The sequence below is a fragment of the Arthrobacter sp. 9MFCol3.1 genome, assembly GCF_000620385.1.
Lineage (GTDB): Bacteria > Actinomycetota > Actinomycetes > Actinomycetales > Micrococcaceae > Arthrobacter.
In genome coordinates this window covers 477,111-504,082 of the sequence record NZ_JIBJ01000003.1, presented here as the reverse complement: position 1 = coordinate 504,082, position 26,972 = coordinate 477,111, and the positions used below count along the sequence as shown (strand labels likewise).

The 26,972-nt window shown below is 68.4% G+C and carries 27 protein-coding genes, 6 tRNA genes and 1 riboswitch; of the genes, 15 read left to right on the top strand and 18 right to left on the bottom strand.

Annotated features, from left to right (window positions below; genetic code table 11):
• Positions 1–20: 20 nt before the first annotated feature.
• The 9 genes from C560_RS0102420 to C560_RS0102380 form a co-directional block, all read right to left on the bottom strand.
• Entirely contained in the window at positions 21–2,213 is a 2,193-nt protein-coding gene (locus C560_RS0102420) for a 3-hydroxyacyl-CoA dehydrogenase NAD-binding domain-containing protein (RefSeq protein WP_026536996.1), read from the bottom strand.
• The gene (locus tag C560_RS0102415) at positions 2,210–3,529 is read right to left on the bottom strand and encodes an acetyl-CoA C-acyltransferase (RefSeq protein WP_051532956.1); all 1,320 of its coding nucleotides are present in this window, start codon (positions 3,527–3,529) and stop codon (positions 2,210–2,212) included. Before C560_RS0102415 ends, C560_RS0102420 begins: the two co-directional genes overlap by 4 nt.
• A gap of 162 nt (positions 3,530–3,691) precedes the next feature.
• A complete protein-coding gene (locus C560_RS0102410; protein ID WP_026536994.1) occupies positions 3,692–5,050 on the bottom strand; it encodes an HRDC domain-containing protein in 1,359 nt (452 codons plus the stop codon).
• Positions 5,051–5,111: 61 nt separating this feature from the next.
• The gene (locus tag C560_RS0102405; protein WP_026536993.1) at positions 5,112–5,759 is read right to left on the bottom strand and encodes a DUF3000 domain-containing protein; all 648 of its coding nucleotides are present in this window, start codon (positions 5,757–5,759) and stop codon (positions 5,112–5,114) included.
• 72 nt (positions 5,760–5,831) lie between these two features.
• On the bottom strand, positions 5,832–6,920 hold the full coding sequence (locus C560_RS0102400) for a threonine aldolase family protein (RefSeq protein WP_026536992.1): 1,089 nt from the start codon (positions 6,918–6,920) through the stop codon (positions 5,832–5,834).
• Positions 6,921–7,021: 101 nt separating this feature from the next.
• The gene (locus C560_RS0102395; RefSeq protein WP_026536991.1) at positions 7,022–7,774 is read right to left on the bottom strand and encodes an SDR family oxidoreductase; all 753 of its coding nucleotides are present in this window, start codon (positions 7,772–7,774) and stop codon (positions 7,022–7,024) included.
• The gene (locus tag C560_RS21075; RefSeq protein WP_043422275.1) at positions 7,771–9,174 is read right to left on the bottom strand and encodes a DUF6421 family protein; all 1,404 of its coding nucleotides are present in this window, start codon (positions 9,172–9,174) and stop codon (positions 7,771–7,773) included. The genes C560_RS0102395 and C560_RS21075 overlap by 4 nt, the downstream gene beginning before the upstream one ends.
• A gap of 164 nt (positions 9,175–9,338) precedes the next feature.
• Positions 9,339–9,773, bottom strand: coding sequence for a peptide-methionine (R)-S-oxide reductase MsrB (msrB, locus tag C560_RS0102385; RefSeq protein ID WP_043422396.1), 435 nt, complete (start codon positions 9,771–9,773; stop codon positions 9,339–9,341).
• A 104-nt stretch (positions 9,774–9,877) separates the two neighbouring features.
• Positions 9,878–10,366 (bottom strand): hypothetical protein, encoded by a 489-nt coding sequence (locus tag C560_RS0102380; RefSeq protein ID WP_018772443.1) that lies wholly within the window; start codon positions 10,364–10,366, stop codon positions 9,878–9,880.
• Positions 10,367–10,503: 137 nt separating this feature from the next.
• On the opposite strand from C560_RS0102380, the gene C560_RS0102375 reads away from it, so the two are divergent.
• Positions 10,504–11,868 carry an alpha/beta hydrolase family protein gene (locus tag C560_RS0102375; protein WP_026536989.1) on the top strand — a complete coding sequence of 455 codons (1,365 nt, stop codon included), beginning with the start codon at positions 10,504–10,506 and terminating at the stop codon, positions 11,866–11,868.
• A gap of 49 nt (positions 11,869–11,917) precedes the next feature.
• On the opposite strand, the gene ybaK is transcribed toward C560_RS0102375, so the two are convergent.
• The 3 genes from ybaK to C560_RS0102360 form a co-directional block, all read right to left on the bottom strand.
• The gene (gene ybaK, locus C560_RS0102370; protein ID WP_026536988.1) at positions 11,918–12,415 is read right to left on the bottom strand and encodes a Cys-tRNA(Pro) deacylase; all 498 of its coding nucleotides are present in this window, start codon (positions 12,413–12,415) and stop codon (positions 11,918–11,920) included.
• Between the two features lie 27 nt (positions 12,416–12,442).
• Positions 12,443–12,916 (bottom strand): SufE family protein, encoded by a 474-nt coding sequence (locus C560_RS0102365; protein WP_197026094.1) that lies wholly within the window; start codon positions 12,914–12,916, stop codon positions 12,443–12,445.
• Between the two features lie 70 nt (positions 12,917–12,986).
• The gene (locus tag C560_RS0102360; RefSeq protein WP_018772447.1) at positions 12,987–13,904 is read right to left on the bottom strand and encodes a sulfurtransferase; all 918 of its coding nucleotides are present in this window, start codon (positions 13,902–13,904) and stop codon (positions 12,987–12,989) included.
• Between the two features lie 226 nt (positions 13,905–14,130).
• Between C560_RS0102360 and zapE the strand changes: the two genes are divergently transcribed.
• On the top strand, positions 14,131–15,168 hold the full coding sequence (gene zapE / locus C560_RS0102355; protein WP_026536986.1) for a cell division protein ZapE: 1,038 nt from the start codon (positions 14,131–14,133) through the stop codon (positions 15,166–15,168).
• 84 nt (positions 15,169–15,252) lie between these two features.
• On the opposite strand, the gene C560_RS0102350 is transcribed toward zapE, so the two are convergent.
• The 6 genes from C560_RS0102350 to C560_RS0102325 all read right to left on the bottom strand — a co-directional run bounded on the left by C560_RS0102350 (position 15,253) and on the right by C560_RS0102325 (position 16,308).
• Positions 15,253–15,522, bottom strand: a complete 270-nt coding sequence (locus tag C560_RS0102350) for an antitoxin (protein ID WP_018772451.1) — start codon at positions 15,520–15,522, stop codon at positions 15,253–15,255.
• Between the two features lie 241 nt (positions 15,523–15,763).
• Positions 15,764–15,838, bottom strand: a tRNA-Val gene (locus C560_RS0102345).
• A 38-nt stretch (positions 15,839–15,876) separates the two neighbouring features.
• A tRNA-Gly gene (locus C560_RS0102340) sits at positions 15,877–15,949 on the bottom strand.
• Positions 15,950–16,007: 58 nt separating this feature from the next.
• Positions 16,008–16,079: transfer RNA gene (locus C560_RS0102335), tRNA-Val, on the bottom strand.
• A gap of 39 nt (positions 16,080–16,118) precedes the next feature.
• Positions 16,119–16,189 (bottom strand) — tRNA-Cys (locus tag C560_RS0102330).
• A 46-nt stretch (positions 16,190–16,235) separates the two neighbouring features.
• Positions 16,236–16,308, bottom strand: a tRNA-Gly gene (locus C560_RS0102325).
• Positions 16,309–16,685: 377 nt separating this feature from the next.
• Here C560_RS0102325 and C560_RS0102320 point away from each other — a divergent pair.
• From C560_RS0102320 to C560_RS0102260, 13 genes are all read left to right on the top strand, one after another.
• Positions 16,686–16,757: transfer RNA gene (locus C560_RS0102320), tRNA-Val, on the top strand.
• Between the two features lie 86 nt (positions 16,758–16,843).
• On the top strand, positions 16,844–17,689 hold the full coding sequence (locus C560_RS0102315) for a hypothetical protein (protein WP_026536985.1): 846 nt from the start codon (positions 16,844–16,846) through the stop codon (positions 17,687–17,689).
• 94 nt (positions 17,690–17,783) lie between these two features.
• A complete protein-coding gene (gene def, locus C560_RS0102310; RefSeq protein WP_018772453.1) occupies positions 17,784–18,356 on the top strand; it encodes a peptide deformylase in 573 nt (190 codons plus the stop codon).
• Complete coding sequence (fmt, locus tag C560_RS0102305) at positions 18,353–19,273, top strand: methionyl-tRNA formyltransferase (protein ID WP_026536984.1); 921 nt, start codon at positions 18,353–18,355, stop codon at positions 19,271–19,273. The genes def and fmt overlap by 4 nt, the downstream gene beginning before the upstream one ends.
• The gene (locus C560_RS0102300; protein WP_026536983.1) at positions 19,270–20,835 is read left to right on the top strand and encodes an RsmB/NOP family class I SAM-dependent RNA methyltransferase; all 1,566 of its coding nucleotides are present in this window, start codon (positions 19,270–19,272) and stop codon (positions 20,833–20,835) included. The genes fmt and C560_RS0102300 overlap by 4 nt, the downstream gene beginning before the upstream one ends.
• Before the next feature lie 67 nt (positions 20,836–20,902).
• The gene (gene rpe, locus C560_RS0102295; RefSeq protein WP_026536982.1) at positions 20,903–21,559 is read left to right on the top strand and encodes a ribulose-phosphate 3-epimerase; all 657 of its coding nucleotides are present in this window, start codon (positions 20,903–20,905) and stop codon (positions 21,557–21,559) included.
• Between the two features lie 132 nt (positions 21,560–21,691).
• Positions 21,692–21,843: riboswitch (FMN riboswitch) on the top strand.
• 94 nt (positions 21,844–21,937) lie between these two features.
• Positions 21,938–22,636 carry a nicotinamide riboside transporter PnuC gene (gene pnuC, locus C560_RS0102290; RefSeq protein ID WP_026536981.1) on the top strand — a complete coding sequence of 233 codons (699 nt, stop codon included), beginning with the start codon at positions 21,938–21,940 and terminating at the stop codon, positions 22,634–22,636.
• A 131-nt stretch (positions 22,637–22,767) separates the two neighbouring features.
• Positions 22,768–23,847, top strand: coding sequence for a bifunctional diaminohydroxyphosphoribosylaminopyrimidine deaminase/5-amino-6-(5-phosphoribosylamino)uracil reductase RibD (gene ribD, locus C560_RS0102285; protein WP_051532974.1), 1,080 nt, complete (start codon positions 22,768–22,770; stop codon positions 23,845–23,847).
• Positions 23,847–24,533, top strand: coding sequence for a riboflavin synthase (locus tag C560_RS0102280; RefSeq protein ID WP_026536979.1), 687 nt, complete (start codon positions 23,847–23,849; stop codon positions 24,531–24,533). The genes ribD and C560_RS0102280 overlap by 1 nt, the downstream gene beginning before the upstream one ends.
• Positions 24,530–25,252, top strand: a complete 723-nt coding sequence (ribB, locus tag C560_RS21070; protein WP_026536978.1) for a 3,4-dihydroxy-2-butanone-4-phosphate synthase — start codon at positions 24,530–24,532, stop codon at positions 25,250–25,252. Before C560_RS0102280 ends, ribB begins: the two co-directional genes overlap by 4 nt.
• Before the next feature lie 46 nt (positions 25,253–25,298).
• On the top strand, positions 25,299–25,961 hold the full coding sequence (gene ribA / locus C560_RS0102270) for a GTP cyclohydrolase II (RefSeq protein ID WP_026536977.1): 663 nt from the start codon (positions 25,299–25,301) through the stop codon (positions 25,959–25,961).
• Between the two features lie 45 nt (positions 25,962–26,006).
• On the top strand, positions 26,007–26,492 hold the full coding sequence (gene ribH / locus C560_RS0102265) for a 6,7-dimethyl-8-ribityllumazine synthase (protein WP_026536976.1): 486 nt from the start codon (positions 26,007–26,009) through the stop codon (positions 26,490–26,492).
• Positions 26,493–26,690: 198 nt separating this feature from the next.
• The gene (locus C560_RS0102260; RefSeq protein WP_018772463.1) at positions 26,691–26,954 is read left to right on the top strand and encodes a phosphoribosyl-ATP diphosphatase; all 264 of its coding nucleotides are present in this window, start codon (positions 26,691–26,693) and stop codon (positions 26,952–26,954) included.
• Positions 26,955–26,972: the final 18 nt, after the last annotated feature.

The following is a 26,972-nucleotide window of genomic DNA, read 5'->3' as shown; positions in this document are numbered from 1 at the left end:
GCAGGAGCGGGTGAAGTGCTTTAGACCGGTTCTGAGGCCACGCCGGGGGCCAGGAACTTCTTCCCGTTGACCCGCTCCGAGGCGCCCACCCGGTCCAGATACGGGGTGATACCGCCCAGGAACATCGGCCAGCCCGCGCCGAGGATCATGCAGAGGTCAATGTCCTCGGGGCCGGCCACGACGCCCTCCTCGAGCATGAGTCCGATTTCCTCCGCCAGCGCGTCCTGCGTCCGGCGCAGCACCTCCTCGCCGGTGGACGGGCTGCTGCCGAAGGTCATCAACGCCAGCGTTTCGGCCGGGATGAACGGCTTGCCGTCCGGACCCGGCACGGGTGCCCCATTCTGAACGGCCCAAATGGACTTCACACCGTTGTCGATCAGCGCCTGCAGGTTCTCTGAAACCCTGAAGCGGTCCCCGAACGCCGCGTGCAGCGATTCCTGGACGTGCTGCGCCACGGGAAGGCCCACCATGGCGCCGAGCACAAACGGCGTCATGGGCAGGCCCATCGGCCGCAGCGCGTTGTCTGCCACGTCCGCGGGTGTGCCCTCGTCGAAAGCCGCGGTGACTTCGCCCATGAGGCGCAGCAGGACGCGGTTGACCACAAACGCCCTGGCGTCTTTGACCAGCACGGCGGACTTCTTGAGCCCCTTGGCGAGCTCGAACGCGGTGGCCAGCACGGCGTCGTCCGTCTTCGGTGCCCGCACGATCTCCAGCAGCGGCATCACGGCCACCGGGTTGAAGAAGTGGAAGCCGACCAGGCGCTCCGGGTGCTCAAGGTCCGCCGCCATCGCCGTGACGGACAGCGAGGACGTGTTGGTCGCGAGGATGCACTCGTCCGAGACGATCGCCTCGACTTCCTTGAAGACCTGCTTCTTGACGTTGAGTTCCTCAAAGACGGCCTCAATGACGAAGTCGGCGTCGGCGAAGGCCTCCTTGGAAACGGATCCCGTGACCAGCGCGCGGGTGCGGTTGGCGGCGTCGGGGCTGATCCTGCCCTTCGCCAGCAGTTTGTCCACCTCGGCGTGGACGTAGCCCACGCCCTTGTCCACGCGGGCCTGGTCAATGTCCGTGAGCACCACCGGAACCTTGAGCTGGCGGGCGAAGAGCAGGGCCAGCTGGCTCGCCATCAGCCCGGCGCCCACGACGCCGATCTTCGTGACAGGCCGGGCGAGCTTGCGGTCCGGGGCGCCGGCGGGGCGCTTGGAGCGCCGCTGCACGAGGTCCAGGAAGGCGTAGACGGTGGAGCGGAACTCGTCGGTCTGCATCAGGTCCGCCAGCGTCTCGCATTCGAGCTCAGCGGACTGCGCCTGGGTCAGGGTGCGGTTGGCCTCCATGACGTCCAGGACCTTGGCGGGCGCCGGGGAAGCGTTGGAGGTCTTGGCCTCCACGAACGCCCGGCCCTTGGCGACGGCGGCCGCCCAGCGGGCGGCGACCTCCGGAGCGGACGGGTCCACGGCGTTCGCCCGCTCCGGCGCCACGGCACCGGCAATGACTTTCGCGGCCCAGGCCAGCGACTGTTCCACAAAGTCGGCCGGCTCGAACATCGCGTCCGCCATGCCCAGCTGGTAGGCCTGCGGCCCGGTCAGCGTGCGGTTGTTGCTCAGCGGGTTTTCGATCATGACTTTGAGGGCGTTCTCCGGCCCGATCAGCCGCGGCAGGATGTAGACCCCGCCCCAGCCCGGGATGAGTCCGATAAACGCCTCGGGAAGGGCCAGTGCGCCGGCGCCGGTGGAAACCGTGCGGTAGGTGGACTGCAGCGCGATCTCCAGGCCGCCGCCTAGGGCCAGGCCGTTGATGAACGCGAAGCTCGGCACGCCCAGGTTCGCCAGAGTGGAGTAGACCTCGTGGCCCAGCTGGGCCATCCACAGGCCCTGTTCACGTCCGCTGACGGACTTGACCGTGGACAGGTCGGCGCCGGCCACGAGGAAGTACGGCTTGCCGGTGACGCCGACGCCGACAATCTCGCCGCGGGCAGCGCGTTCCTTCAGCCCTTCCAGGACCGTGCCGAGTTCGATCAGCGTGTTGGGTCCGAGCGTGGTGGGCTTGGAGTGGTCCAGATCGTTGTCGAGGGTGACCAGCGCGAAGGTGCCGGGGCTTTTGCCGTCAGCAGTCTTCCCACCTACGGCGGGTAGTTCGATGTCCTGGACATAGGAGTGGGTGACCGTCTCGTTGGGGAAGAGGTCGGCAAGCTTGCGGAAATCAGCGACGCTCATGCTGTGGCTCCAGTCTCGGTGGTCGTGGTCTCTGCCTGCTGTGCTGCGGCGGGTGCTTCGGTGCCGTAATCCGCGTGATGCGGGTTCTCCCAGATTACGGTGGCGCCCATGCCCAGGCCGATGCACATGGTGGTCATGCCAAAGCGGACCGAGGGGTCCTCCTCGAACTGCCGGGCCAGCTGGTTCATCAGCCTGACCCCCGAGGACGCCAGCGGGTGCCCGACGGCGATCGCGCCGCCATAGCGGTTGACCCGGGGGTCGTCGTCGGCGATCCCGAAGTGGTCCAGGAAGCTCAGGACCTGGACGGCGAAGGCCTCATTGATTTCGAACAGGCCGATGTCCCCGATGCCGAGTCCGGCGTTCTTGAGCGCCTTCTCGGTCGCCGGGACCGGGCCGATGCCCATGACCTCAGGTTCCACGCCGGCGAAGGCATAGCTCACCAGGCGCATCCTGACCGGCAGCCCGAGTTCCTCGGCGGCATCGGAGGAGGCCAGCAGAGCTGCGGTTGCGCCGTCGTTCAGGCCCGCGGCGTTGCCCGCCGTGACCCGGCCGTGGGCGCGGAACGGCGTCTTGAGCGTGGCCAGGTCCCCGAGTGAGGTTCCGGGGCGCGGGGGTTCGTCCACGGTGTTGACCGTCCAGCCCCGGCCCGGCTTCATGGTGGCGACGGGCACGAGGTCGGGCTGGATCTGGCCGTTGGCGTAGGCTGCGGCGAGTTTGTCCTGCGAGGCGACGGCGTAGGCGTCGGTGCGGTCCTTAGTGATGGCCGGGAAGCGGTCGTGCAGGTTCTCGGCCGTGTTCCCCATGTTCAGCGCGGCGGGGTCCACGATCCGTTCGGACATGAAGCGCGGATTGGGGTCCGCGCCGGCGCCCATCGGGTGGTTGCCCATGTGTTCCACGCCGCCGGCGATCACGACGTCGTACGCGCCGAAGCCGATGCCGCTCGCCGTCGTGGTGACGGCGGTCATGGCGCCGGCGCACATGCGGTCGATCGCGAAGCCGGGCACGGTGCGGGGGAGCCCGGCCAGCAGGGCAGCGGTGCGGCCGATGGTCAGGCCCTGGTCGCCCGTCTGGGTGGTGGCGGCGATCGCGACCTCGTCAATCCGGTCCGCCGGAAGCGAGGGGTTGCGGCGCATCAGTTCGCGGATGCACTTGACCACAAGGTCGTCGGCGCGGGTGCCGGCGTAGATGCCCTTTTCGCCTGCGCGGCCGAACGGGGTGCGGACGCCGTCGACAAAGACGACGTCGCGCACGGTCCTGCTTCTTCCGGTGCTCGGGTTTGCGCTGCTGGGTTTTCCGCTGGTGCGGGCTTGGCTCACGGCGTACTCCTCATTGAGACATGGTGCCGGACCCGCGCTAGCGGCAATAAGCCCTGGGCAGGGGTTGCCACAGGCGGGAGGGTCCGAACGACATCATGCATCATGTTACTCGCCAGTAACATAGCTGGCAAGGAGGAATTGGGCAGCCCCGAAAAAGACCTGCTAGGCCGTGGAACCCGACGGCGCCTCCGCGGCGGCCTTGGGCTCCTTCGCGGGCAGCGGCTCGGGGTGCAGGAAGGCCTCGGCAATGAGCGGGGCCGTGATTTCGATCTGCCACTGGCGCGCTCCGAGGTTCGCCAGTTCCTCGGCCACGCCTTCCTCGCTGCACTCTGCCGGTGGACGCCAGGCGACCCGCCGAAGATAGTCCGGGGTCAGCAGGTTTTCCACCGGCAGGTTCAACTCCTCGGCCTTGGCCTGGAGCTTCGGACGGGCCGTGGCCAGCCTGGCGGCCGCCTCCGGGTCCCGGTCCGCCCAGACGCGCGGGGGCGGGGGAGCGTTGGTGGGCAGGTGCAGGGGCGGCAGGTCCTCCAGGGCCCGGGCCACACCGATGCAGCGCAGCCAGCGGGGGGCTTCCCGCTGCGCGGCGCGGCCGTGGAAGCCTTTGGTGCCCAGAAGCTGGGGAACCGTGGAGGGCATCGCCTTGGCGGCGGCGACGAGCGCGGAGTCGGGGATCAGCCGGCCGGGGGCGACGTCACGCTTCTGGGCCAGTGAATCGCGTTCCAGCCACAGCTCCCGGACTGCGGCCAGTTGGCGGCGGTCCCGGATCTGGTGCAGTCCGGACGTCTTGCGCCACGGATCAACGCGCGGCGGGGCCTGTCCGGCCTCGAGGATGGCGGCAAATTCCTGCTCGGCGTATTCCAGCTTTTCGTCCGCCACGAGGAGCTCAATCAGTTCCTCGCGCAGCTCGGTCAGGACTTCGACGTCGAGCGCGGCATAGCGCAGCCACGGTTCCGGCAGGGGTCGGGTGGACCAGTCGGCGGCGGAGTGTTCCTTCGCCAGGCCGAAGCCCAGGAGTTGTTCGATGACGGCGGCAAGGCCCACCCGGGGCAGCCCGGCCAGGCGGGCGGCGAGCTCGGTGTCGAAGAGTTTGTCCGGCCACATGCCGAGTTCGGACAGGCAGGGCAGATCCTGGCTCGCGGCGTGCAGGATCCATTCGACGCCGCGCAAAGCGTCATTGATGATGCTGAGGTCCCCGAAAGGTTCGGGATCGATCAGCCAGGTCCCTGAGCCTTCGCGCCGGATCTGGACCAGGAAGGCGCGCTGGCCGTAGCGGAAGCCCGAGGCCCGCTCCGCATCGACGCCCGCAGGGCCGTGGCCGGCCGCGAGAGCCGCGGCGCAACGTTCGAGTCCGGACTGGGTTTCAATGACCAGCGGCACGCCGTCGCGGGGAATGTCGAGGTCGATCACTTCAGGGACCAGGCTGTCGAAGCCTTCCACGGTGATGTGGGCTGTGGTGTCAGCAGCCTCGGCCGTAGTGCGATTGGCGCCGGCCGTGCTGGTTTCCGGATTCTGAGGGGTCATGGTCTCTACAGTTTACCGACAACATGGCGTATAAGGCCGTGACCGCGGCCGAACAGCCGCCTCATGCGTGTCCGCGGGGGCGGCGGGGAAGGGCCGTCACGCCCTCGGGCAGGGGCGGCAGTCCGGCGAAGGTGCAGACCATGTCCGACCACGCCTCCAGGTGCGAGGTGATGTCCGGGGTGGCCGGGGTCCAGGAGGCCCGGAGCTCAATGTCGATTGAATTCGGCCGGTCCGACAACGTTCCAAAGCTCTCCGAGAGCACCCGGGTGGCGGTGCCGCCGGCGGAGCGGTACGGAGCCTGATGGTTCTCCAGCGCTTCGACCAGCCAGGTCCACGCCACGGACCCCAGGAGTTCGTCGTTGCCCATCTCGGGTTCCAGCTGGGCACGGATGTAGGTGACGATCCGGAATTCCCCGTCCCACACGGCAGAGCCGTCGGGATCGTGGAGCAGAATGAAGCGCCCGGTGGCCAGCTCGACGTCGTCGCTGCCGGTCGCCCGTGCCAGGGCCGCGGCGGCCGGGCCGTGGACCGGTCCGCCGGCGGGGGATTCGCCCGGGCCGATCACTTCCGCGCCCAGGGCCACCGCGAACGGCGCCAGCCTGGACGGGGCCGGAATTTCGTCCAGGTGCAGCTCGCTGCGGCACCGTGCCTGCCGAAGGGTCCCCAGGGCGAAGAGGAAATCTGCCGGAACCTGATCGAGGGAGCTCACCTTGGAAGGTTATGCAACGGCCGGAGCCCTGCCCGGCAGGCTCGCCGCCGGGCAGGGGAAGCCGTGCACGGCTCAGGCAGCGGCGAGCTCGCGCTTGATGGCCGCAATGAAGGAATCAACGTCATCCTCGGTGGTGTCGAAGGAGCACATCCAGCGGACCTCGCGGGCCGCCTCGTTCCAGTCGTAGAAGCGGAAGGACTTGCGCAGCCGGTCCGCAACACCGGCCGGCAGGACGGCGAAGACGCCGTTGGACTCGGTCTTCTGGGTCAGTTCGACGCCGGGGATCGCCTCGACGCCGGCGCGCAGCCGGGCGGCCATGGCATTGGCGTGGGAGGCCGAGCGCAACCACAGGTCACCCTCGAGGAGGGCAATGAACTGGGCGGACATGAACCGCATCTTGGAGGCAAGCTGCATGTTCATCTTGCGCAGGTAGACCAGGCCGTGTGCGGCCTCCGGGTTCAGGGCGACCACAACCTCGCCGAACAGCAGGCCGTTCTTCGTGCCGCCGAAGGAGAGGATGTCCACGCCGGCGTCGCGGGTAAAGGCCCGCAGCGGGACGCCCAGGTGGGCGGCGGCGTTGGCCAGCCGGGCGCCGTCCATGTGCAGCTTCATGCCCTTTGCGTGGACATGCTCAGCGATGGCCCGGACCTCCTCCGGCGTGTAGCAGGTGCCAAGCTCGGTGGTCTGGGTGATGGACACAGCCAGCGGCTGGGCACGGTGCTCATCGCCCCAGCCCCAGGCTTCCTGGTCGATCAGTGCGGGGGTGAGCTTGCCGTCGGTGGTGGGGACCTGCAGCAGCTTGATGCCGCCGATCCGCTCCGGCGCACCGTTTTCGTCCATGTTGATGTGGGCGGTGGAGGCGCAAATGACCGCACCCCAGCGCGGGAGCAGCGACTGCAGGGACAGGACGTTGGCTCCCGTGCCGTTGAACACCGGGAAGCACTCGATGCCTTCACCGAAGTGCTCTTCCATCAGCTGCTGCAGGCGCGTGGTGTAGTCGTCTTCGCCGTAGGAAACCTGGTGGCCTTCGTTGGCGGCGGCCAGGGCAGCGAGAACCTCCGGGTGCACGCCGGAATAGTTGTCCGAGGCGAAGCCGCGGACGGAGGGATCGTGGAGCCGCACCGCAGTGCCGGCAGGGACAGTTTCAACTGTGCTGGTCATCGTTTTGCTCACGCTTTCAGTCTAAGAGGTCGGGCCGCCGGGGCTAAGCCCGGGGCGCTGGATCCGGGCCGCAGATGCTGGGCTGCAGCCGCTGGGCCAGGTCAGTGGCTGAGCAGCAGCCGCTGGCCGTTCAGGTCGCCGGCAGGAGCGCTGAAGAGTCCGGCTGCGGCCGCGGCCAGGTCAGCCACGTCCGTGAAGCCCGGGAACTTGCGGTCCGGGGCCTTGGCGCGCATTTCCGCGTTGACGAGGGCTTTGACCACGAAGATGACGGCGGCGCCGCGCGGCGCGGCGCTGTTCTGTCCGGGAGTGCCGGTGCCGGCGGTCGCGGCGTGGGCCCGGCGGAAGCCGTCCGCGACCGCCAGGGTCCAGGCCTCGGCGGCAGCCTTGGCCGCGGCGTAGCTCGCCCCGGCCGCCGTCGGGGCGCTCACGGCCGTGGAGGACACCATGGCGAAGCGTCCGGCGTCAGAGGCAGCGAGGTCGTCGAAGAAGACGCGGGTGACGTTCCGCAGTGTCGTGACGGCGTTGCGTTCCAGGAAGTCCCAGTCGTCGTCGCTCTGGTCCGTGATGCCTTTCGCGCCGCGCCAGCCGCCCACCAGGTGGACCACGCCGTCGACGCGTCCGGCCAGGCCGGCAATGCGTTCCCGCAAGGCGCGGACGTCGGCCAGGCTGGCGAGGTTGCACACGAGCGGCGTGACGCCGTGGCCGGCCTCAGCGGCCGCTGCCTCGATGCGCGCGGCATCCGAGCCGACCGTGAAGACCCTGTGGCCGGCGTCGCGCAGGGCGCGGGCCGTCGCGATTCCCGACGGCCCGCTGCCCCCCGTGACCAGCACGTTCAAAGTGCGTCCGGCGCTCATCCGGCGTTCAGGGCCCGGGTGGCGTCAGCTTCGCCGGTATCTGAGGACCCTGTGATGCCGGCCGTGGATTCGATGACGGGGCGCATCTTCTTCTCCAGCGCCTCGTAGAACATGGAGAGCGGGAACTCGTCGTCGAGGACCTGGTCCGTGAGGCCGCGGGGCGGACCGTCCAGGGGCAGGGCGTCCGGACCCTTGGCCCAGACCGAGGCCGGGTTGGGCGTGACCGTACCGGAGATGAGCTCATAGGCGGCGAGCCAGTGGGCCATCTTGGGGCGGTCGATCGAGCGCCAGTACAGTTCCTCGATCTTGGCACCGAGTTCAACCACGACGCCGGCAGCCTCGTCCCAGTCGATGCTGAGTTTGCTGTCGGTCCAGTGCAGGACGTGGTGCTGGTGCATCCAGGCGAAGAGCAGCTGGCCGCCAAGGCCGTCATAGTTGCGCACGCGCGTGCCGGTGATCGCGAAGCGGAAGATGCGGTCGAAGATCACGGCGTACTGGACCAGCTTGGCGTGCCGGCGGGCCTCCGGGTCAGCGTCCTCGTCCTTCTCGATCTTCACCGATTCGCGGAAGGCGGTGAGGTCACAGCGCAGCTCCTCCAGCGAGTAGAGGAAGAACGGCATGCGCTGCTTGATCATGAACGGGTCGAAGGGCAGGTCCCCGCGCATGTGGGTGCGGTCGTGGATCAGGTCCCACATGACGAACGTTTCCTGTGTCAGCTCCTGGTCCTCCAGCAGTGCGGCGGCGTCGTCGGGCAGCTGCAGGGAGGTGATCTCGGCGGCGGCGCGCAGGACGCGGCGGAAGCGGGCTGCCTCGCGGTCGGCGAAGATCGCGCCCCACGTGAACGTCGGGGTCTCGCGGACGGCGACGGTCTCGGGGAAGAGAACGGCGGAGTTGGTGTCGTAGCCCGCGGTGAAGTCGAGGAACCGGATCGGGACGAAGAGCTTGTTGGAGTATTCGCCCGTTTCCAGGCCGCCGATGAACTCGGGCCAGATGACCTCGATCAGCACTGCCTCGACGAGGCGGCTGCTGCTGCCGTTCTGGGTGTACATGGGGAACACGACCAGGTGCTGGAGTCCGTTGACCCGGTGCTGCTGGGGCTGGAAGGCCTGCAGGGAATCCAGGAAGTCCGGGACGCCAAAGCCGCCGGCTGCCCAGCGGCCGAAGTCGGTGACCAGCAGGTCCAGGTAGTTCGCGTCATGGGGGAAGGACGGGGCCAGGGCCGCGACCGCCGCGGTGATGGTGTCTACGTAGTCCGCCGCGGCTTCGTGGGCTTCGGCATCCGGCACGGATCCGTCCTGGACCTGGAGGGCGCGCAGGGCGGTGGCGGCAGCCTTGAGCCGCAGCCATTCCTGGTTGCCGGCGGTGATCGGGGCGGGGGCGGTAAGAGCGGTCGTGGTCATCGTCGACGGTCGCCTTTCTGTTTGCTGTGGAGCGTGTCGCTGGATCTAGATCGAGCGTAGCAAGCAAGCAGAGACTCTAATGCAAAATTGCCTTGAGCATAAGAAAGTCTGTGGCAAGTGATTCTGAAAGGCCGTCCCAGCGGAAGGAGAGGCAGGGCTGCCGGCTACTGCCCGGCGTCGTCCGCGGGAACGAGCTTCAGGGACACCGAGTTGATGCAGTAGCGCTGGTCGGTGGGAGTGCCGTAGCCCTCGCCGTCGAACACATGCCCCAAGTGGGAATCGCACGTAGCGCAGCGGACTTCCACGCGGTCCATGCCCATGGTGCGGTCATGGATGTAGCGCACGGTGCCCTCGGCGAGCGGCGCCCAGAACGACGGCCAGCCGCAGTGCGAGTCGAACTTTTCGTTGCTGGTGAAGAGTTCGGTGCCGCAGGCCCGGCACTTGTAGACACCCCGGGTGTGGGTGTCCCAGTATTCGCCGGTGTACGGCCGCTCGGTGCCGGCCTGACGGAGCACGCGGTACTCCTCCGGAGTCAGTTCCTCGCGCCACTGGGCATCCGTCTTTTCGACAGGTTTTTCGGCCGGCGTCCCGGCCGGCATCTGGTCAAACGCCGTGGCGGCGGGGTCGGCTGCGGGTTCGGTCGCTGGTTCGGTGGCGGGCACGGATTTGGGCCTGTTAAAGATGCTCATAGCCTCAATAACGCTCAGGAGTCCCCGATAAATCCCGAACCGGCGTACAGATGCAGGACGGGCAGCCCCAGCTTGTCCTGTGCTTTGGTGGCCCAGTCGGTGTGGAACGTGTCAGCCACGGCGTGCGGGCGGGTGATGACCACGGCCTGTCCGGCGCTGAGTTCCTTGACCTTGGCAACCAGGCCGTCAACGGCCTTGCCCTCGACAACTTCGCCTGAGACCCCGCCGCCCAGGCCGGCCAGCGCGGCCAGCGAGGCCGCCAGGGTGTCGGCTGCTTCGGCCCGCTCCACGGCGGGATCGGAGTGTGCCGTCAGTTCACGGAAGGCCTTGGCGATTTCAAGCATGGAAAGGTTTTCCAGGAAATCCACGACCAGGTGCCGCTCGGTGTTGGCCGGCACCAGGATCAGCAGGGGCGCATCACCGCCGGCAACCAGGGTTTCGATATTGACGCGGTCATCCGCACCGAGGGGCTCTTCTGTCAAAATGACGATTGGATCACTCATGACCCCAGCCTAGTCGCGCTCGTCTTGACCTGCATGGTTGTGTCCCACCCGGCCCCGGCGTGTCTGTGCCGGCCCGGCCGTGCGCCTGAAACCCGGCGAATGCCATGGTTGGGCTGCGCTTCGGTAAGAATGGTGCCATGGCATCCTCCTTGCGCCTCAGCCCGGACCTCCGCCGGGACCTCCGCCAGACCGCTGCCCGCCGGACCGTTGCCCGCGGAGCAGCAGTGCCCGTTGCTGCAGCCCCCGGCGCCGCGACGTCCGGCAGCGCCAAGTGGGCGTTGGGCGGCATCATCGGCGGCAGCGCCGCCGCGGGCGTGCTCGCCGCCGGCTCCTCCGCCCTCGCCCTCTACTTCGCCCGCCGCGTCATCACCCCGGCCCGGTTCCGGGCGGAGGACCAGGAGGTGCTGGCCGTCATCCGCGAGGGGCGGGCGCTGCGGGTCATTTTCGCCGCCACGCCGGACGCCACGGTGGACGGAGTGTACGGGTTCTTCTTCGACGGCGGCCGCGGGCATGCGCGGATCGGCCGGATCCTGTCCTACTCGCCGGCCGAACGCACCGTGCTGCGCGAGGTCGAGCACGTCTACAGCGGGGACATGGCCACCGCCCGGCGGGGCTGGTGGAGCGGTGCGGCCTATCCGGATCCGGCCGCGCTGGGGCTTCCGGTGGAGGACGTGCTGATCGACGTCGACGCCGGGACCGCGCCGGCCTGGCTCGTCCGCGCCGTGCCGGCCGCGGCGGAGGATGTGGCCCGGGATGTCTGGGCGATCATGGTGCACGGGCGCGGGGCCACCCGGCAGGAGGGGCTGCGGGCCGTCCGGACCGCCAGCGAACTGGGCATGTCCAGCCTGCTGATCTCCTACCGAAACGACGGCCTGGCCCCGTCAGCCGGCGACGGGCGCTACGGCCTGGGCTCCACCGAATGGCGCGACGTCGAGGCCGCCATCGGCTACGCCGTGCAGCAGGGCGCCCGCGAGGTGGTTTTGTTCGGCTGGTCGATGGGCGGCGCGATCTGCCTCCAGGCGGCTGACCTGTCCCGGCACCGCCACCTGATCCGGGCCATGGTCCTGGACGCGCCGGTGATCAACTGGGTCGACGTGCTGGCCCACCATGCGGAGCTGAACCGGATCCCGTCCTCCGTGGGCCGCTACGGGCAACTGATGCTCAGCCACCGCTTGGGCCGGCGGCTGACCGGGCTCGCCGCGCCCGTCGACCTCAAAGCGATGGACTGGGTCTCGCGGGCCGTGGAGCTGAGGACGCCGACCCTCATTGTGCACAGCGTGGACGACGAATACGTACCCTACGGGCCCTCCGCGGCGCTGGCCGAGAAAAACCCCGAGATGGTCACCTTCGAGCCCTTCGACAGGGCCCTGCATACCAAGGAATGGAACGTGGACCCGGAGCGCTGGGAGCGTCAGGTCTCGGCCTGGCTCCGGCAGCAGCTGGCGCCCCGCGCCAACCCCGGCGACCAGGAGCCGGCGGCCGGGAACGCCGCGGCGGACTGACAGTTCACTGATAGTTCACGGCAGTGTTTCGTCTCGGCGAGGACGCCGGTCAGTCGCGCCGGGTCCCGATTCTTGCGGTGCGGGCGGCCGTGAGCCGAATGAGCTCGGCCGGATCCAGCTCGATGTCCAGGCCGCGCCGTCCGCCCGACACGAGGATGGTCTCCAGCGCCAGTGCGCTGTCATCCACCACGGTGGGGGAGGCCTGGCGCTGGCCGAGCGGTGAGATGCCGCCGAGCACGTATCCGGTCCGCCGCTGCGCCGCGGCAGGGTCGGCCATCTCTGCCTTCTTGCCGCCCAAGGCCGCGGCCATCGCCTTGAGGTCAAGGTTGCCGCTCACGGGCACGACGCCGACGGCGAGCCGGCCGTCGACGTCGACCATCAGGGTCTTGAAGACCCGGGCAGGGTCGACGCCGAGCACTTCCGCCGCTTCCAGGCCGTAGCTGGCCGCCGCGGGGTCATGGGTGTAGGGGTGGGCGACAAAGGGAACCCCGGCGGCCGCGAGTGCTGCGGTGGCCGGGGTTCCCTGCGACGCGTGCTTGCGGGCCATGTCGGCTGCCTGTTGTGGGGCCGGAGATCAGGACTGTGCCGGCTGCCGCCGGTTTTCGGACGCGACGACCTTGCGCTTGATCCGGCCGAGCATGGCGGTCATTCCGCGCATGCGCAGCGGGGTGATGGCCCGGGTGAGGCCCAACAGTTCGGGCATGTCGTCCGGGACGGCCAGGATTTCCGCGGCGCTGAGGCCGTCGAGTCCTTCGTGGAGCACTCCGGCAAACCCGCGGGTGGTCGGGGCCTCCTTGGGTGCCTTGAAGTAGAGCCGGACGCGCTCGGCAGCGGCGCCGTCGGCCTGTTCGGTCTCGACGGTGAGGAACAGCGGCGTCTGGCACTCCACGACCTGCTCGAGCAGCTCCGGGTGGTCCCGGAGCCGCTCCGGCAGTTCGGGAAGCCCCTGCGAGAACTCGAGGAGCAGCTGCAGCCGCTCTGCTTCGGTCAGGGCTTGGAAATCGTCGACAATGTCCGCCAGCGCGGCGGGGAGGGCTGAAGTATTCATCATTCCCAGCTTACGCACGCGCGCCGATTGTGTCCCTGTCGCGTCCGGTCCCGCTCCATGGTGCCCGCGGCTAACGGCCGGCCGGAACCGCGCCGCGCTCGGCGCCCTTGACGATCGGGACGCGCACGGCGTTGCCCCATTCGGTCCAGGAGCCGTCGTAGTTCCGGACGGTTTCGAAGCCCAGCAGGTACTTCAGCGCAAACCAGGTGTGGCTGGACCGCTCGCCGATCCGGCAGTACGCCACGACGTCGTCGCCTTCGTTCAGCCCGGCCTCGCCGAGGTAGAGGGCCTCGAGCTCGCCGCGGTTCCGGTAGGTGCCGTCGCCGGCCGCCGCGCGGGCCCAGGGGATGGAGGCCGCCGTGGGGATGTGGCCGCCACGCAGCGCGCCCTCTTCCGGGTAGGCGGGCATGTGGGTGCGCTGGCCGGTGTACTCCTCGGTCGAGCGGACGTCGATCAGCGGCTTGCCGAAGTGCGCCAGGACGTCATCCTTGAAGGCGCGGATCGGGGCGTCGTCCCGCTCCACGACGGGGTAGTCGGCGGGGGTGGCGACGGTCGTGACGGTGGAGAGCGCCCGGCCTTCCGCGATCCACTTGTCCCGGCCGCCGTCCAGGAGCCGGACGTCCTCGTGGCCGAAGAGCGTGAACACCCACAGGGCGTAGGCGGCCCACCAGTTCGACTTGTCGCCGTAAATGACCACCGTGCTGTCCCGTGAAATGCCCTTGGCCGCGGCCAGCGCGGCGAAGGCCTCGCCGTCGACATAGTCGCGGGTCACCTCGTCGTTGAGGTCCGTGTGCCAGTCGATTTTCACGGCGCCGGGGATGTGGCCGGTCTCGTACAGCAGGACGTCCTCATCGGATTCGACCACCACGAGATTGCCGCCGTCGAGGGCCCCGTCCTCGATCGCCGTGGCCAACCACTCGGTGGACACCAGGCGGTCGGGGTGGGCGTAGGCGGCAAATTTCTCGTTCTGCTCAACGGGGTAGGACATTGCGATGGCCTTTCACTGGAACGGTCAGGAGGCCGGGCGCGGAAAGGGTGCGCGGCGCCGGGCCTGTTACAACACTAGTCACGGGCCGGCGGGAATGCTCCACCGGGTTCACACGGGGAAATGTGGTCTTCCTCACGCCGGCCGCGGGTCCGCACGGGCGCAGGCGGGCCCGGCAGGCTTTGCCGGTATTCTTGCTGGGGACAAGAGACCAGCAGAACGGACCACCTTGGTACAGATCGAACAGCTCGCCGCCCGCACACCGGCAGTTTCCGTGGATGAACTCCTCAATGGGTTCTATCCGTCGCCGCGGTTCGGCGAGGTGTCGTTTGCCAGCTACCGGCCCGATCCCGCCCAGCCCAGCCAGGCCCATGCGGTCCATGCCCTGCAGCATTTTGCGGCGGGCGTGGGCGCACGCGACGGCGACGGCCTGTTCAAGCGGCTCTTCGGCAAGAAGGACACGTCCCGGGCCGGGATCTACCTCGACGGCGGATTCGGCGTGGGCAAGACCCACCTGCTGGCTTCGCTGTGGCACGCCGCCCCCGGACCCAAGGCCTTCGGCACGTTCGTCGAATACACCAACCTCGTCGGTGCGCTGTCCTTCCGCAAGACCGTCGAGGCCCTGAGCCACTACAAGCTGGTCTGCATCGATGAATTTGAGCTCGATGATCCGGGCGACACCGTGCTCATGTCCCGGCTCATGCGTGAACTCGCTGACGCCGGCGTGAAGCTTGCCGCCACGTCGAACACGCTGCCGGGGTCGCTCGGGGACGGGCGCTTCGCCGCCGTCGACTTCGCCCGCGAAATCCAGGTGCTGGCGGACCAGTTCGACGTCGTGCGGATCGACGGCGAGGACTTCCGCCACCGCGGCCTCCCGGCCGCGCCCGCGCCGCTGCGCAATGATGACCTGACCCACCAGATGCATGCCGAGTTCGACGGCAAGACCGTTGCCCGCGACGAGTTCAGCACGCTGATCAACCACCTGGCCGGCGTGCACCCGAGCCGCTACCGCCAGCTGCTGGAGGGGATCGAGGGCGTCGTCTGGAAGAACGTGCACACGATTACCGAGCAGGCCGTTGCGCTGCGCTTTGTGGTGCTGGCGGACCGGTTGTACGACAAGGACGTGCCCATCCTTGCCAGCGGTGTGCCGTTCGACCAGCTGTTCACCGAGGAAATGATGACCGGCGGGTACATGAAGAAGTACTTCCGCGCCGTCTCCAGGCTCACCGCGCTGGCCCGCGAGGGCCAAAACCACGAACCGTCCTAGCGCCGACTGCCTCCAACGTCGTTAAATGCCGGAGGTGCCGGCGCCGCCTCTCGGCGGGACCGGCACCTCGCTGACGGATCTGGGTCAGAGGCCTGGCTGGCGGGGTTCCCCGGCTACGGGGGGCTCACCGGCTGCGGGAGTCTGATCGGCGACCGGGGCCGGGTTCGGCCGGTCGTTCGCCTTGTCCACGAAGTCGGAAGCGCCACGCTGCACGGCATCGATCTTGTCGGCGTGCTTTCCGCCGGTCTTGGAGTCGACGAAGTCGCCTGCCTTTTCGATGCCGTCCTTGATGGCTTCTTCGTTGCCACCAATAACTTGCTGAGCCTTGCCCTTTAGATCGTCAAGTAAACCCACGGGCACCTCCCTTCGGTCGCGGAGCCAGATCGCTCCTAGCGCTCTCTACCCTAGCGGGAGGCGGCGGGGGTGCCAAGGGTGTCCGCCCAGAGGATAAAAGGTGGAAGGCCAGGTGCACAGGGTAAAAGGGCCCGGAGTACCCCAATCCGCAGTGCACGAACGAAATACATAAAAACGAACCGCACAAAGAAGTACACAAAAGAAGCACACAAAAAAGAGCAGCTCCGGGGAGCTGCTCTTGTGGTGGGCGATACTGGGATCGAACCAGTGACCTCTTCCGTGTCAGGGAAGCGCGCTACCGCTGCGCCAATCGCCCGCAACCGGAAGGATCCGGAGTGGAGTTGTAATGAAGAGAGCGGACGACGAGATTCGAACTCGCGACATCCACCTTGGCAAGGTGGTGCTCTACCAGCTGAGCTACGTCCGCATTTAGTCCATGCCGGCTGGGCCGGTGGTACTGCATCAAGCAAGTTGCCTTGCTTTAGTGGGCGATACTGGGATCGAACCAGTGACCTCTTCCGTGTCAGGGAAGCGCGCTACCGCTGCGCCAATCGCCCCTTGCATCCGATCGAAACCGGAAACCAGGGTTTTCACCGAGGTGGGTACGGGATTCGAACCCGTGTATACGGCTTTGCAGGCCGCTGCCTCGCCTCTCGGCCAACCCACCGTGTAGACAGGATTCCGAAGAACCTTTGCCGTGACAGTGTCCTGCGAGCGGACGACGAGATTCGAACTCGCGACATCCACCTTGGCAAGGTGGTGCTCTACCAGCTGAGCTACGTCCGCATTGTTGGTGTGCATTTCCTTGCCGCATTCGGCATTTCCTCGCGTTCCAACGAGTAAGAACTCTATAGGAGGTTCTGGGAATCTACAAATCGAGGCGCGTCTACCCATGTTCCATGGCCCTGCTTCCCTGAGTTCTAGGGGATTTTGCTAATTACAGCGCTGTAATTAGCGGCGGTCTCAAGCGGTGGCCCGAGGCGGTGCTGGGGCTATTCCCGGGACCACTGCCTGGGAGGAGTGGGTGCCCGTGGAGGATTGCTGGACAGTACCCGCGCACGGGCCTGTTGCGGGGGAGCGTTGGCCACGGATCCGCGGCGCGGCCGGGTTCGCCGGGCCGATTTCTAAAATCCGCCCGGGTGGGCTAGCATTCAATGTCGTTAGGGCGATTGGCGCAGTGGTAGCGCGCTTCGTTCACACCGAAGAGGTCACTGGTTCGAACCCAGTATCGCCCACTAACGAAATGGTCTGTTCCGCTGACTCAGCGGGGCGGGCCATTTTGCTTTTCATCGTTGTCTGACCCCCGTGAAAGAGTCTTCATATGACCGCTCCACTCCTCGCCCACGCCACGGACTATGGCCGCATGTACGCCCGTTCCACGTCCGCACAGTTCTCCGTTCCTTCCATCACCACGGTGATCGGCCAGCAGCCACACGGCCTGGATGGCTGGTTCGGGTATATGGGTGCGAACAGCCTGGCCCAGGATCCCGAGCTCCCCGGCATCCTGGGGAGCCCGGCCAAACTGCGCCAGGCGGTCAGCCGGGCAGCCAGGGCGGCGGAGTCGTACCGGGACGATGCCGCCAAGCGCGGCGACCGGGTCCACAACTACTGCGAGCAGGTTGCGCTGCGCGCGCTCGGCCGGCCGCACCAGATGAAGGAAACACGGGAGGCCCTGGCCGCCAACGGGGAGGAAGCCTTCGCGGCACGCTTCGACGAATGGTGGGAGCTCTTCGACGTTGAACCCATCGCCCCGGAAATTACGGTGTGGAACAAGACGGTCGGCTATGCCGGCACCCTGGACCTCGTGGCACGGATCAACGGCAGGACCTGTCTGATCGACTACAAGACCAAGGGCACCAGCCGGGACGGCACCGTCAAACCCCTGGATGACAAAGTGGTCATGCAGCTCGTGGCGGGCATGAAGGCGGAGGAAAGCCTCGTGGATCCCGTGGCGGGGGAATGGGAGCCCTGGCAGCACGGCGAGTCCCCGATCCTCCTGGCCGTGGCGGTCGGCGAGACCGAGGTCCGTCCGCAGCGGGCCAACCCCGAGGTCCTGAAGCACCACTGGTGGAAATTCTGTGCGCTGCGCCGCGTGTGGGAAATGTCCGCCGACACGGCGACCGCCGGAGCAGCACTGCTCCCGCTGGCGCCGCCGGTGAAGCGCTGAACAGAAGCGCTGAACGGAAGCCCGGACGGAAGCCGGGCAGCTGCAACTAAACTGGACTGGATCCCTAGCCGCCCACCGTGAGGACAGATTGCACATGGCCATTTTGAATATCCGCATCATCGGGGATCCTGTGCTGCGCACAGTCGCCGATCCCGTGACGGAATTCGGGCCTGAACTGGCAAAGCTCGTCGCCGACATGACCGAAACCATGGAGGATGTCGAGGGCGCCGGCCTGGCCGCGCCCCAGGTCGGTGTGAGCCTGCGCGTCTTCACCTACCGGATCGGCGGCGTCGAGGGCCATATCGTCAACCCCGTGCTGGAAAACAGCGAAGACTTCCAGCCGGACCAGGTCGAGGGATGCCTGTCGATCCCGGGCCTGGGCTTCCCCGTCCGCCGCTACCGCCATACCCGGGTGACCGGCGTGGACCTGCAGGGCAACCCCGTCACCGTCGAGGGCGAGGACATGCTGGCGCGCTGCTTCCAGCACGAGACCGACCACCTGGACGGGATCCTCTACACAGACCGGCTCGAGGGCGAGGACCGTAAGGCCGCCCTGCGCGCCATCCGCAATGCCAACTACGACGCCATCACGGAACAGACAACCACCAAGCGCGCGAAGAGCGTCGGGACGAGCTTTGGCGGGTCCAGCTTCGGAATCACCCCGTGAGGGTTCTCTTCGCGGGGACCCCTGCCGTCGCCGTGCCGTCCCTCGACGCCCTTGTTGGCGCCGGGTTCGACGTCGTCGCTGTCCTCACCCGCCCGGACGCACCGCTGGGACGCAAACGCGTCCTGACGCCGTCGCCCGTGGCCGCCAGGGCCGCAGAGCTCGGCATTGAGATCATCCACGCCGCCAAAGTCGATGCCGGGGTCACCGCCCGCATTGCCGCCGCAGCACCGGACGTCGCGGCGATCGTGGCCTACGGCGGGCTGATTCCCCCTGCGGCCCTCGCTGTTCCCCGCCACGGCTGGGTGAACCTGCATTTCTCGCTGCTGCCGGCCTGGCGCGGCGCGGCCCCCGTGCAGCGCGCCGTCATCGCCGGCGACGACGTCACCGGTGCCGTCACCTTCCGCCTGGAGGAGGGGCTGGACACCGGCCCGGTCTTCGGAACCCTCACCGAGTCCGTGCACCCCGCCGATACCGCCGGGGCACTGCTCGAACGGCTCTCCCACAGCGGCGCGGTCCTGCTGGCCCAGACCCTGTCCGCGATCGACGCCGGCAACGCCGTCGCGCTGCCGCAGCAGGGCGACGTCAGCCTGGCACCGAAGCTCAGCCTCGAGGACGGCCGGCTCGACTGGCAGCAGCCCGCACTCGCGATCGGCCGCCGCGCCCGCGGGGTCACCCCGGAGCCGGGCGCCTGGACCCTGCTGGAGGGCCAGCGGATCAAACTGGAACCGGTCCTGCCGGCCGCGGATTCAGCCGCGCTCCGGCCCGGACAGCTGGCCATGGACGGGAAACGGGTCCTCGTCGGTACGGGATCGCACCCGGTGGAATTGACGCGGGTCCAGCCCGCGGGCAAGAAAATGATGGCCGCCGCTGATTGGGCGCGTGGGCAGGCAACACTTGAAAGCGTGGTATTCGAATGAGCGGTTCCGGGACCAGCGGCAGCAGCCGAGGCAGTGGCCAGGGCGCCGGGGGCGGCAGCCGGCGGAATGCCCAGGGCCGGGAACGCAACCGCGGGCCGCAGCGCGGCTTCACCGAGAGCGCCCCGTCCCAGCGGACCCGCCGCGCCGACCCGGCCCGGCTGGTTGCCTTTGAGGTCCTCCGAGCCGTGGCCGCCGAGGACGCCTACGCGAACCTGGTGCTCCCGGCCCGGATCCGGCACCACGGGCTGGACAAGCGCGACGCCGGTTTCGCCACCGAGCTCAGCTACGGCGCCCTCCGCGGCCAGGGCACGTATGACGCCATCCTCGCCCGGTGCGTGGACCGGCCGCTGGACGAACTGGATCCCGCGATCCTCGATGCCCTGCGGATCGGGGTGCACCAGTTGCTCGCCATGCGCGTGCCCGCCCACGCCGCCCTGGACCAGACGGTGGGCCTGGCCCGCGCCGTGATCGGGGCCGGGCCCTCGGCACTGATCAACGCCGTCCTGCGCAAAGTCTCCGCCCGCACCCTCGATGAGTGGCTCGACCTGCTGCTCAGCACCGAGACCGATGCCACCCGGATCGCGTCCATCCGTTACGCCCACCCTGAATGGATCGTCCGCGCGCTCCGCCAGTCGCTCGTAGTCCACGGCCGGCCGGCTGCTGAGATTGACGCGCTGCTCGAAGCGGACAACGCCGCGCCCGTGGTGAACCTCGTGGCACTGCCGGGCGTGGGCAGCCTGGACGAGGCCCTGGAAAGCGGAGCCACCCCGGGTGAGCTCGTCGAGGGATCCGCGCTCTCCAGCGGCGGGGACCTTGGCCGGCTCGCCTCGGTCCGTGACGGAAGCACCCGCGTCCAGGACGTCGGCTCGCAGCTCGTGGCCCGCGCCATGGCCGCCGTCGATCTCGGCACAAACCCCGGCACGGCCCCCGGCGCCGAAGCCGGGACGGACAGCGGAGACGCGGGGGAGCGCTGGCTGGATCTCTGTGCCGGACCCGGCGGCAAGGCCGCCCTGCTCGGCGCCCTGGCCCGGCAGCGGGGCGCCCACCTGCTGGCCAACGAATCCGCCGCGCACCGGGCCAAACTCGTGCGCCAGGCCCTGTCCGCGGTCCCGCGGGAGGCCTGGGAGGTCAGGACCGGGGACGGCCGGGACATCGGCGCCGAGCAGCCGGAGTCCTTCGACCGTGTCCTGGTCGATGTCCCGTGCACCGGCCTGGGGGCCCTGCGCCGGCGCCCGGAGTCGCGCTGGCGGCGCACGCCCAAGGACCTCGTGGACCTTGGCCCGCTGCAGCGCCAGCTGCTCAACTCCGCGATCGACGCCGTCAAGCCCGGCGGCGTGGTGGCGTACGTGACATGTTCGCCGCACCCGGCAGAGACCACCGCCGTCGTCAGTGATGCCCTGCGCAAGCGCGAGGACCTCGAACTCCTCGACGCCGGCGCCGTGCTGGACAGCGTCAGTCTCACCGGCCACCTCGAGGCCGGGCACGAGCTCACCGCCCAGCTCTGGCCGCACGTGCACCAGACGGACGCCATGTTCCTGGCGCTGATTCGCAAGTTGGCCTGAGTTTCGCTGATACTGGGGCACTGCCAGCTAAGAACGATCCAGCTAAGTACGAACGAGAAGGAAATCCATGGCCCAGTGCTGCATCAACCCGAGCATCCTTTCGGCTGACTTCGTCAACCTTGAGGCCGAACTGCGCCGTATCAGCAATGCCGATGCGGTGCATGTGGACGTCATGGACAACCACTTCGTGCCCAACCTGACCATCGGGCTGCCCGTGGTGCAGCGCATCCAGGCCGTCAGCCCGGTGCCGCTGGACGCACACCTGATGATCGCCGACGCGGACCGCTGGGCGCCGGGCTTCGCCGACGCCGGGGTGGCCTCGGTGACGTTCCACGCGGAAGCCTCGATCGCGCCGATCAAATTGGCGCGGGAACTGCGCGCCCGCGGGGCCAAAGCCGGCATGGCGCTGCGTCCGGGGACCGCCGTGGAGCCCTATCTGGACATGCTGCCGGAACTGGACCTGCTCTTGATCATGACGGTGGAGCCCGGCTTCGGCGGGCAGTCCTTCCTGGACCTGACGCTGCCCAAAATCCGACGGGCCCGGGCAGCCATTGACGGTTCCGGCGCTTCAGTGGCACTGCAGGTGGACGGCGGCATCACCGAGGACACGATCGTGCGCGCCGCAGAGGCGGGGGCGAACGTCTTTGTTGCGGGGTCAGCCGTCTACGGCGCCGCGGATCCGGCGGAAGCTGTCGAAAGGCTCCGGGCGGCCGGGTCCCGCTGACGCGCCGGTCCCGGCAGCGAATCCGGCAGTGCACCCGGCAGGAAACTGCTGCGAAGATGACGCCGGGCGTAACATCGGCGTCCGGGGAATAGCCCGGGCAGGCCCGCAGTTGTGTCAGAATAACAAACACACATACGTGCTCCGGGGTCGGTGTAAGTCCGAACCGGCGGTGACAGTCCGCGACCCGCGCGCCAGCGCCTTCCTTCGGGAAGGATGCCGGCAAACGGTTGAACCGGTGAAATTCCGGTACCGACAGTTAAAGTCTGGATGAGAGAAGCACGTACAGCTGTTACTGCGGCGCCCCCACGGCGCCGCATAATTGCGCTGTCGTAGACCCCCGGAGCCATCGCGGTTCTTGAGGGAAGGAACGACACACGCATGGACCCCTTGCGATGGCTCTTCGAAGCGCAGATCCCGGTAGGCGGATCTGTCCTGATTCTTCGTGAAGTGCTAGGCAACATCTTTGGCCTCGCCAGCGCCTTTGGCGGCATGCGCCGCCGGGTCTGGGCATGGCCCGTCGGCATCGCCGGCAACTTACTGCTCCTGACGGTCTTCCTGGGCAACGTCTTCGGTTCCGCCACGCCCGCCACGCTGTGGGGCCAGGCCGGACGCCAGGTCATGTTCATCGGCGTCGCCGTCTACGGCTGGTACCGCTGGCAGCAGGGCAGGCAGCCCGCCAGCAGCGGGGCGGTCCTCGCGCCGCGCTGGGCCAGCAACCGGACCCGGGTGATTCTGGCCCTCAGCCTCGTGGCCGGCACCGCGGCGCTTACCCCGGTCTTCGACTCCCTCGGGTCCTACCCGCCGGTCTGGGCCGACGCCTGGACGTTCATGGGCTCGCTGCTGGCGACCTACGGGATGGCGCGCGGCTGGACGGAGTTCTGGCTCATCTGGGTGGCGGTGGACATCGTCGGTGTGCCACTGCTGTTCAGCGCGGGCTACTACGCCAGCGCCGTCATGTACCTCTTCTACGGCTTCTTTACCCTGACCGGGTTCTTTGTCTGGTGGCGTGCCTCGAAGCTGGCGAACCGGCCGGCCACGGTCGAAACCGCATCCCTTGACTCGCTGGTGGCCAGGTGAGCGCCCCCAACAGCGCCCGTGTGAACGCCGCATCCAGCGCGGCCCCGCGCGGCACCGCTTCGTTCAGCGCTGATCCGTTCAGCGCGGCCACGTTCGACGACGCCCCGTTCAGCGCAGCTGAAAACGCTGCGATGCAGACCGCCCTGGCCGCCGCGGCGCAGGGCCCGCGGGGCGCCAACCCGCTCGTGGGAGCCGTCGTCGTCGGGGCCGACGGGACGCACCTCGCCACCGGATACCACCGCGGAGCCGGGACTCCCCATGCCGAGGCTGACGCGATCGGCCAGGCGAAGGCGGCGGGCCGGGACCTCCGCGGCGCGGCGATCGTCGTGACGCTGGAGCCCTGCAACCACTGCGGGCGCACCGGGCCCTGCGCGCAGGCGATCATCGACGCCGGCATCACCGACGTCATCTACGCCGTCGACGATCCCCACGACCCGGCCGCCGGTGGCGCCGTGACGCTCCGCGCCGCGGGCGTCCGCGTCCGCTCCGGGCTGGCAGCCGATGCGGCGCTGGACCTGAACCGCCGCTGGTTCGACGCCGTCGCCGCCAAACGGCCCTTCGTCACCCTGCATATCGCCCAGACCCTCGACAGCCGCATCGCCGCCAGCGACGGCACCAGCCAGTGGATCTCCAGCCCGGAATCGCTCGCGGACAACCACGCCCTGCGCGGCCGGATTGACGCCATCCTGGTGGGCACCCAGACGGTCCTGATCGACAACCCCCGGCTCACCGCCCGGAACACCGCGGGCGAACCGGCCGGCAAACAGCCGCTGCGCGCCGTCATGGGGTACCGGGGCATTCCCGACGACGCCGCCATCCACGGAGCCGACGGCAACGTCCTGCACCTGGCCACCCGCGACCCGCGCGAGGCCCTGGACGCGCTGTTCGCACACGGCGTCCGGCACCTCATGGTGGAGGGCGGCTCCCGGATCCTGAGCGCTTTCCTGGCCGCCGGCCTGGTCGACGAACTCATCGTCTACCTGGCGCCGACACTGCTTGGCTCCGGCACCGCCGCCCTGGACGACCTCGGCATCACTACCTTGGCCGATGCCCAGCACTGGGAATGGGACCCGGCATCCGGCGGCGCCGTCCAGGTCCTCGGCCGCGACCTCCGGCTGCATCTTCGCCCGGCTGCCCCGGCCACCATCCCTACTTCATCCGATACAACCCCGCGCCGCACCGGCGCGGACACCGCCGCAGGAGGCAATTGATGTTTACCGGAATTATCGCCGAGCAGGGGAAGGTGCTGTCCGTTGAACGCAACGGGGACAGCAGCGCCACCGTTCGGCTCCACGCGCCCGGCACCACGGACGGCCTCGCCCTGGGTGGTTCCATTGCGGTCAACGGCGTCTGCCTCACCGCCACGCAGATCGACGGCAGGGACTTCAGCGTCGACGTCATGGGGGAGACCCTCAACCGCAGCACCATCGGAGAACTCACTGCGGGCGATCCCGTCAACCTGGAACGCTGCGTCCCCGCAGGGGGACGGCTGGACGGCCACGTGGTGCAGGGACATGTCGACGGCGTCGGCCAGCTCGTGGAGCGTGAAGGGCTTGGCAACTGGGACCGGCTCCGGTTCTCGGTGCCGGCCGGGCTGGCCCGGTACATCGCCGAAAAGGGATCCATCGCCGTCGACGGCGTCTCCCTCACCGTCACGACAGTCAGCCCGGCCAACGACCCGGCGCCCTGGTTTGAAGTGGGGCTGATCCCCACCACCCTGGCCGAGACCGGCCTGGGCCAAAAAACGCTCGGCAGCCACGTAAACCTCGAGGTCGATGTCCTGGCGAAGTACACCGAACGCCTGCTGTCCTTTGCCGGCGGTACGTCGCCCGCCGCGCACCGGGCGGCCGAAGGTTCCGCCGGAGAAGCCGCCCGCACGGACGGGCCTGCGAAATGAGCCGGGTCAAGGACCAGCCCGGCCACGACCTGGCCGACGTGCTCCCCGCCGCCGCCGCTGCCGGCACCGGCACCGGGCGTGCTGGCCTCGATCCGATCGAGGACGCCATCAGCGCCATGGCAGCCGGGCGCCCCGTCCTGGTGGTGGACAACGAGGACCGCGAGAACGAAGGCGACATCATTTTCGCCGCCGAGCACGCCACCCCGGCGCTGATGGGCTGGACAGTCCGCTACAGCTCCGGAGTGATCTGCGTGCCGCTCGACGCGGACCGGGCCGACGCCCTGGCGCTGCCGCCGATGGTGGCAATCAACGAAGACGCCAAGGGCACCGCCTACACCGTGTCCTGCGACGCCGCCGTGGGTGTCAGCACCGGAATTTCCGCCACGGACCGCGCCCTGACAGCCCGGATCCTGGCCGACCCGCAAAGCCGGCCAAATTCGTTGACCCGCCCCGGGCATGTTTTTCCCCTCCGCGCCGTTAAGGGGGGAGTGCGGGAACGTCCCGGCCACACCGAGGCGGCCGTGGACCTGTGCCGGCTGGCGGGCCTGGAGCCCGTGGGCGTGATTGCAGAGCTCGTGTACGACAACGGAGAAATGATGCGGCTGGACGGATTGCGAGGCTTCGCCATCGAGCATGGCTGCCCCCTGATTTCGATTGCGGATCTGGTGGCGTACCTTGAAGCGGGACAGCACGGCAGCCACACAGCGGATCCTGTCTGATGGAGGAGAAATAGTGACGACTTCGGAGACCCAAGAAGAGACGGACATGGCCCGTCAGCCGCATCCGGTCAGCGCAGGACCCATTGTCCAGCTGCCCACCGCCTTTGGCGATTTCGTGGCTCAGGCCTGGACCGACCTGGCCACCGGCGCGGAACACCTGGCGGTCAGTTCACCGATGGCCCCGGTTGACGGGCAGGCGCCGCTGGTCCGCCTCCATTCGGAGTGCCTGACAGGCGATGTGTTTGGCTCTTACCGCTGCGACTGCGGCGAGCAGTTGGCCTATGCCCTCGAACTGATCAACGAACTCGGCGGCACCCTGCTGTACCTGCGCGGCCAGGAGGGCCGCGGGATCGGCCTGGCGAACAAGATGAAGGCCTACGCGCTGCAGGAGGCCGGGTTTGACACCGTGGAGGCCAACGAGCAGCTCGGGCTGCCGGTCGACGCGCGCTGCTACAAGGCCGCGGCCCAGATCCTCGCGGAAATGGGTCTCCACGAGATCCGGCTGCTGAGCAACAACCCGGACAAGCAGGACCGGCTCGCGCAGGCAGGCGTCAAGGTAGTGGAGATGGTCCCCACGGAGGTCCCCTCCCGGGAGCAGAACATCCGCTACCTGCAGACGAAGAAGGACCGGATGGACCACCGCCTGGTCCTGGACGTTGAACCCGCTCCGGCCGTGGGCATGTCCGGATTCGAGCACGACCAGGACTGACCGGGCAGCAGCACAACCACCAGACACAACAGCAAGGAATACCCTATGAGCGGCCACGGCGCCCCCCAGATCGACCTCAGCACCTTCAAGCCCGAGGAAACCTCACGGCTCAAACTGGCCATTGTGGCCGCGAGCTGGCACACCCAGATCATGGACGGCCTCCTCGACGGCGCCCTGCGCGCCGCCAAGGACGCCGGCATCAATGAGCCGACCGTCCTGCGCGTACCGGGCACATTTGAGCTCCCGGTCGCGGCCGCCCGGCTGGCACCGCACTTCGACGCCGTCGTGGCGCTCGGCGTCGTCATCCGGGGCGGCACTCCGCACTTCGAATATGTCTGCGAGGCGGCCACCCTGGGCCTGACCGAGGTCAGCGTCCGCACCGGCGTCCCCGTGGGCTTCGGCGTGCTGACGTGCGACACCGAGCAGCAGGGGATCGACCGGGCCGGCCTGCCCGGATCCACCGAGGACAAGGGGCACGAGGCCGTTACCGCCGCCCTGGCCACGGCAGTGACGCTCCAGCAGTTCGGCTGAGCCGCCACGCTGCAGCTTTTGCCGGCGCGGGCTCCACCCTGGCCGCCCGCGCCGGCTGTGTTGACCGTATCGACCGTATTGACCGTATTGACAGTATTTACCGTGATCGCTGTGCTGGATATGTATTGCCTCACACCTTCGCCGTCATGCAACGCCCCGGCGGGCGTTCCCGCGCCGGAAGCAAGTAGGCTTGGGGGCGTGAAGAATTTCGAGTCGCTGTTCGCAGAACTGAGTGAAAAGGCAGCCGTCCGCCCGGAGGGCTCCCGCACCGTCGCCGAACTGGATTCCGGAGTCCACGGCATCGGCAAGAAGGTCGTGGAGGAAGCAGCCGAGGTTTGGATGGCTGCCGAGTATGAATCCGATGAGGCCGCCGCCGAGGAAATTTCCCAGCTGCTGTACCACCTGCAGGTTCTGATGCTCGCCAAAGGACTCACCCTGGAAGACGTCTACAAGCATCTGTAGCCGCGCCCGCACCGGACA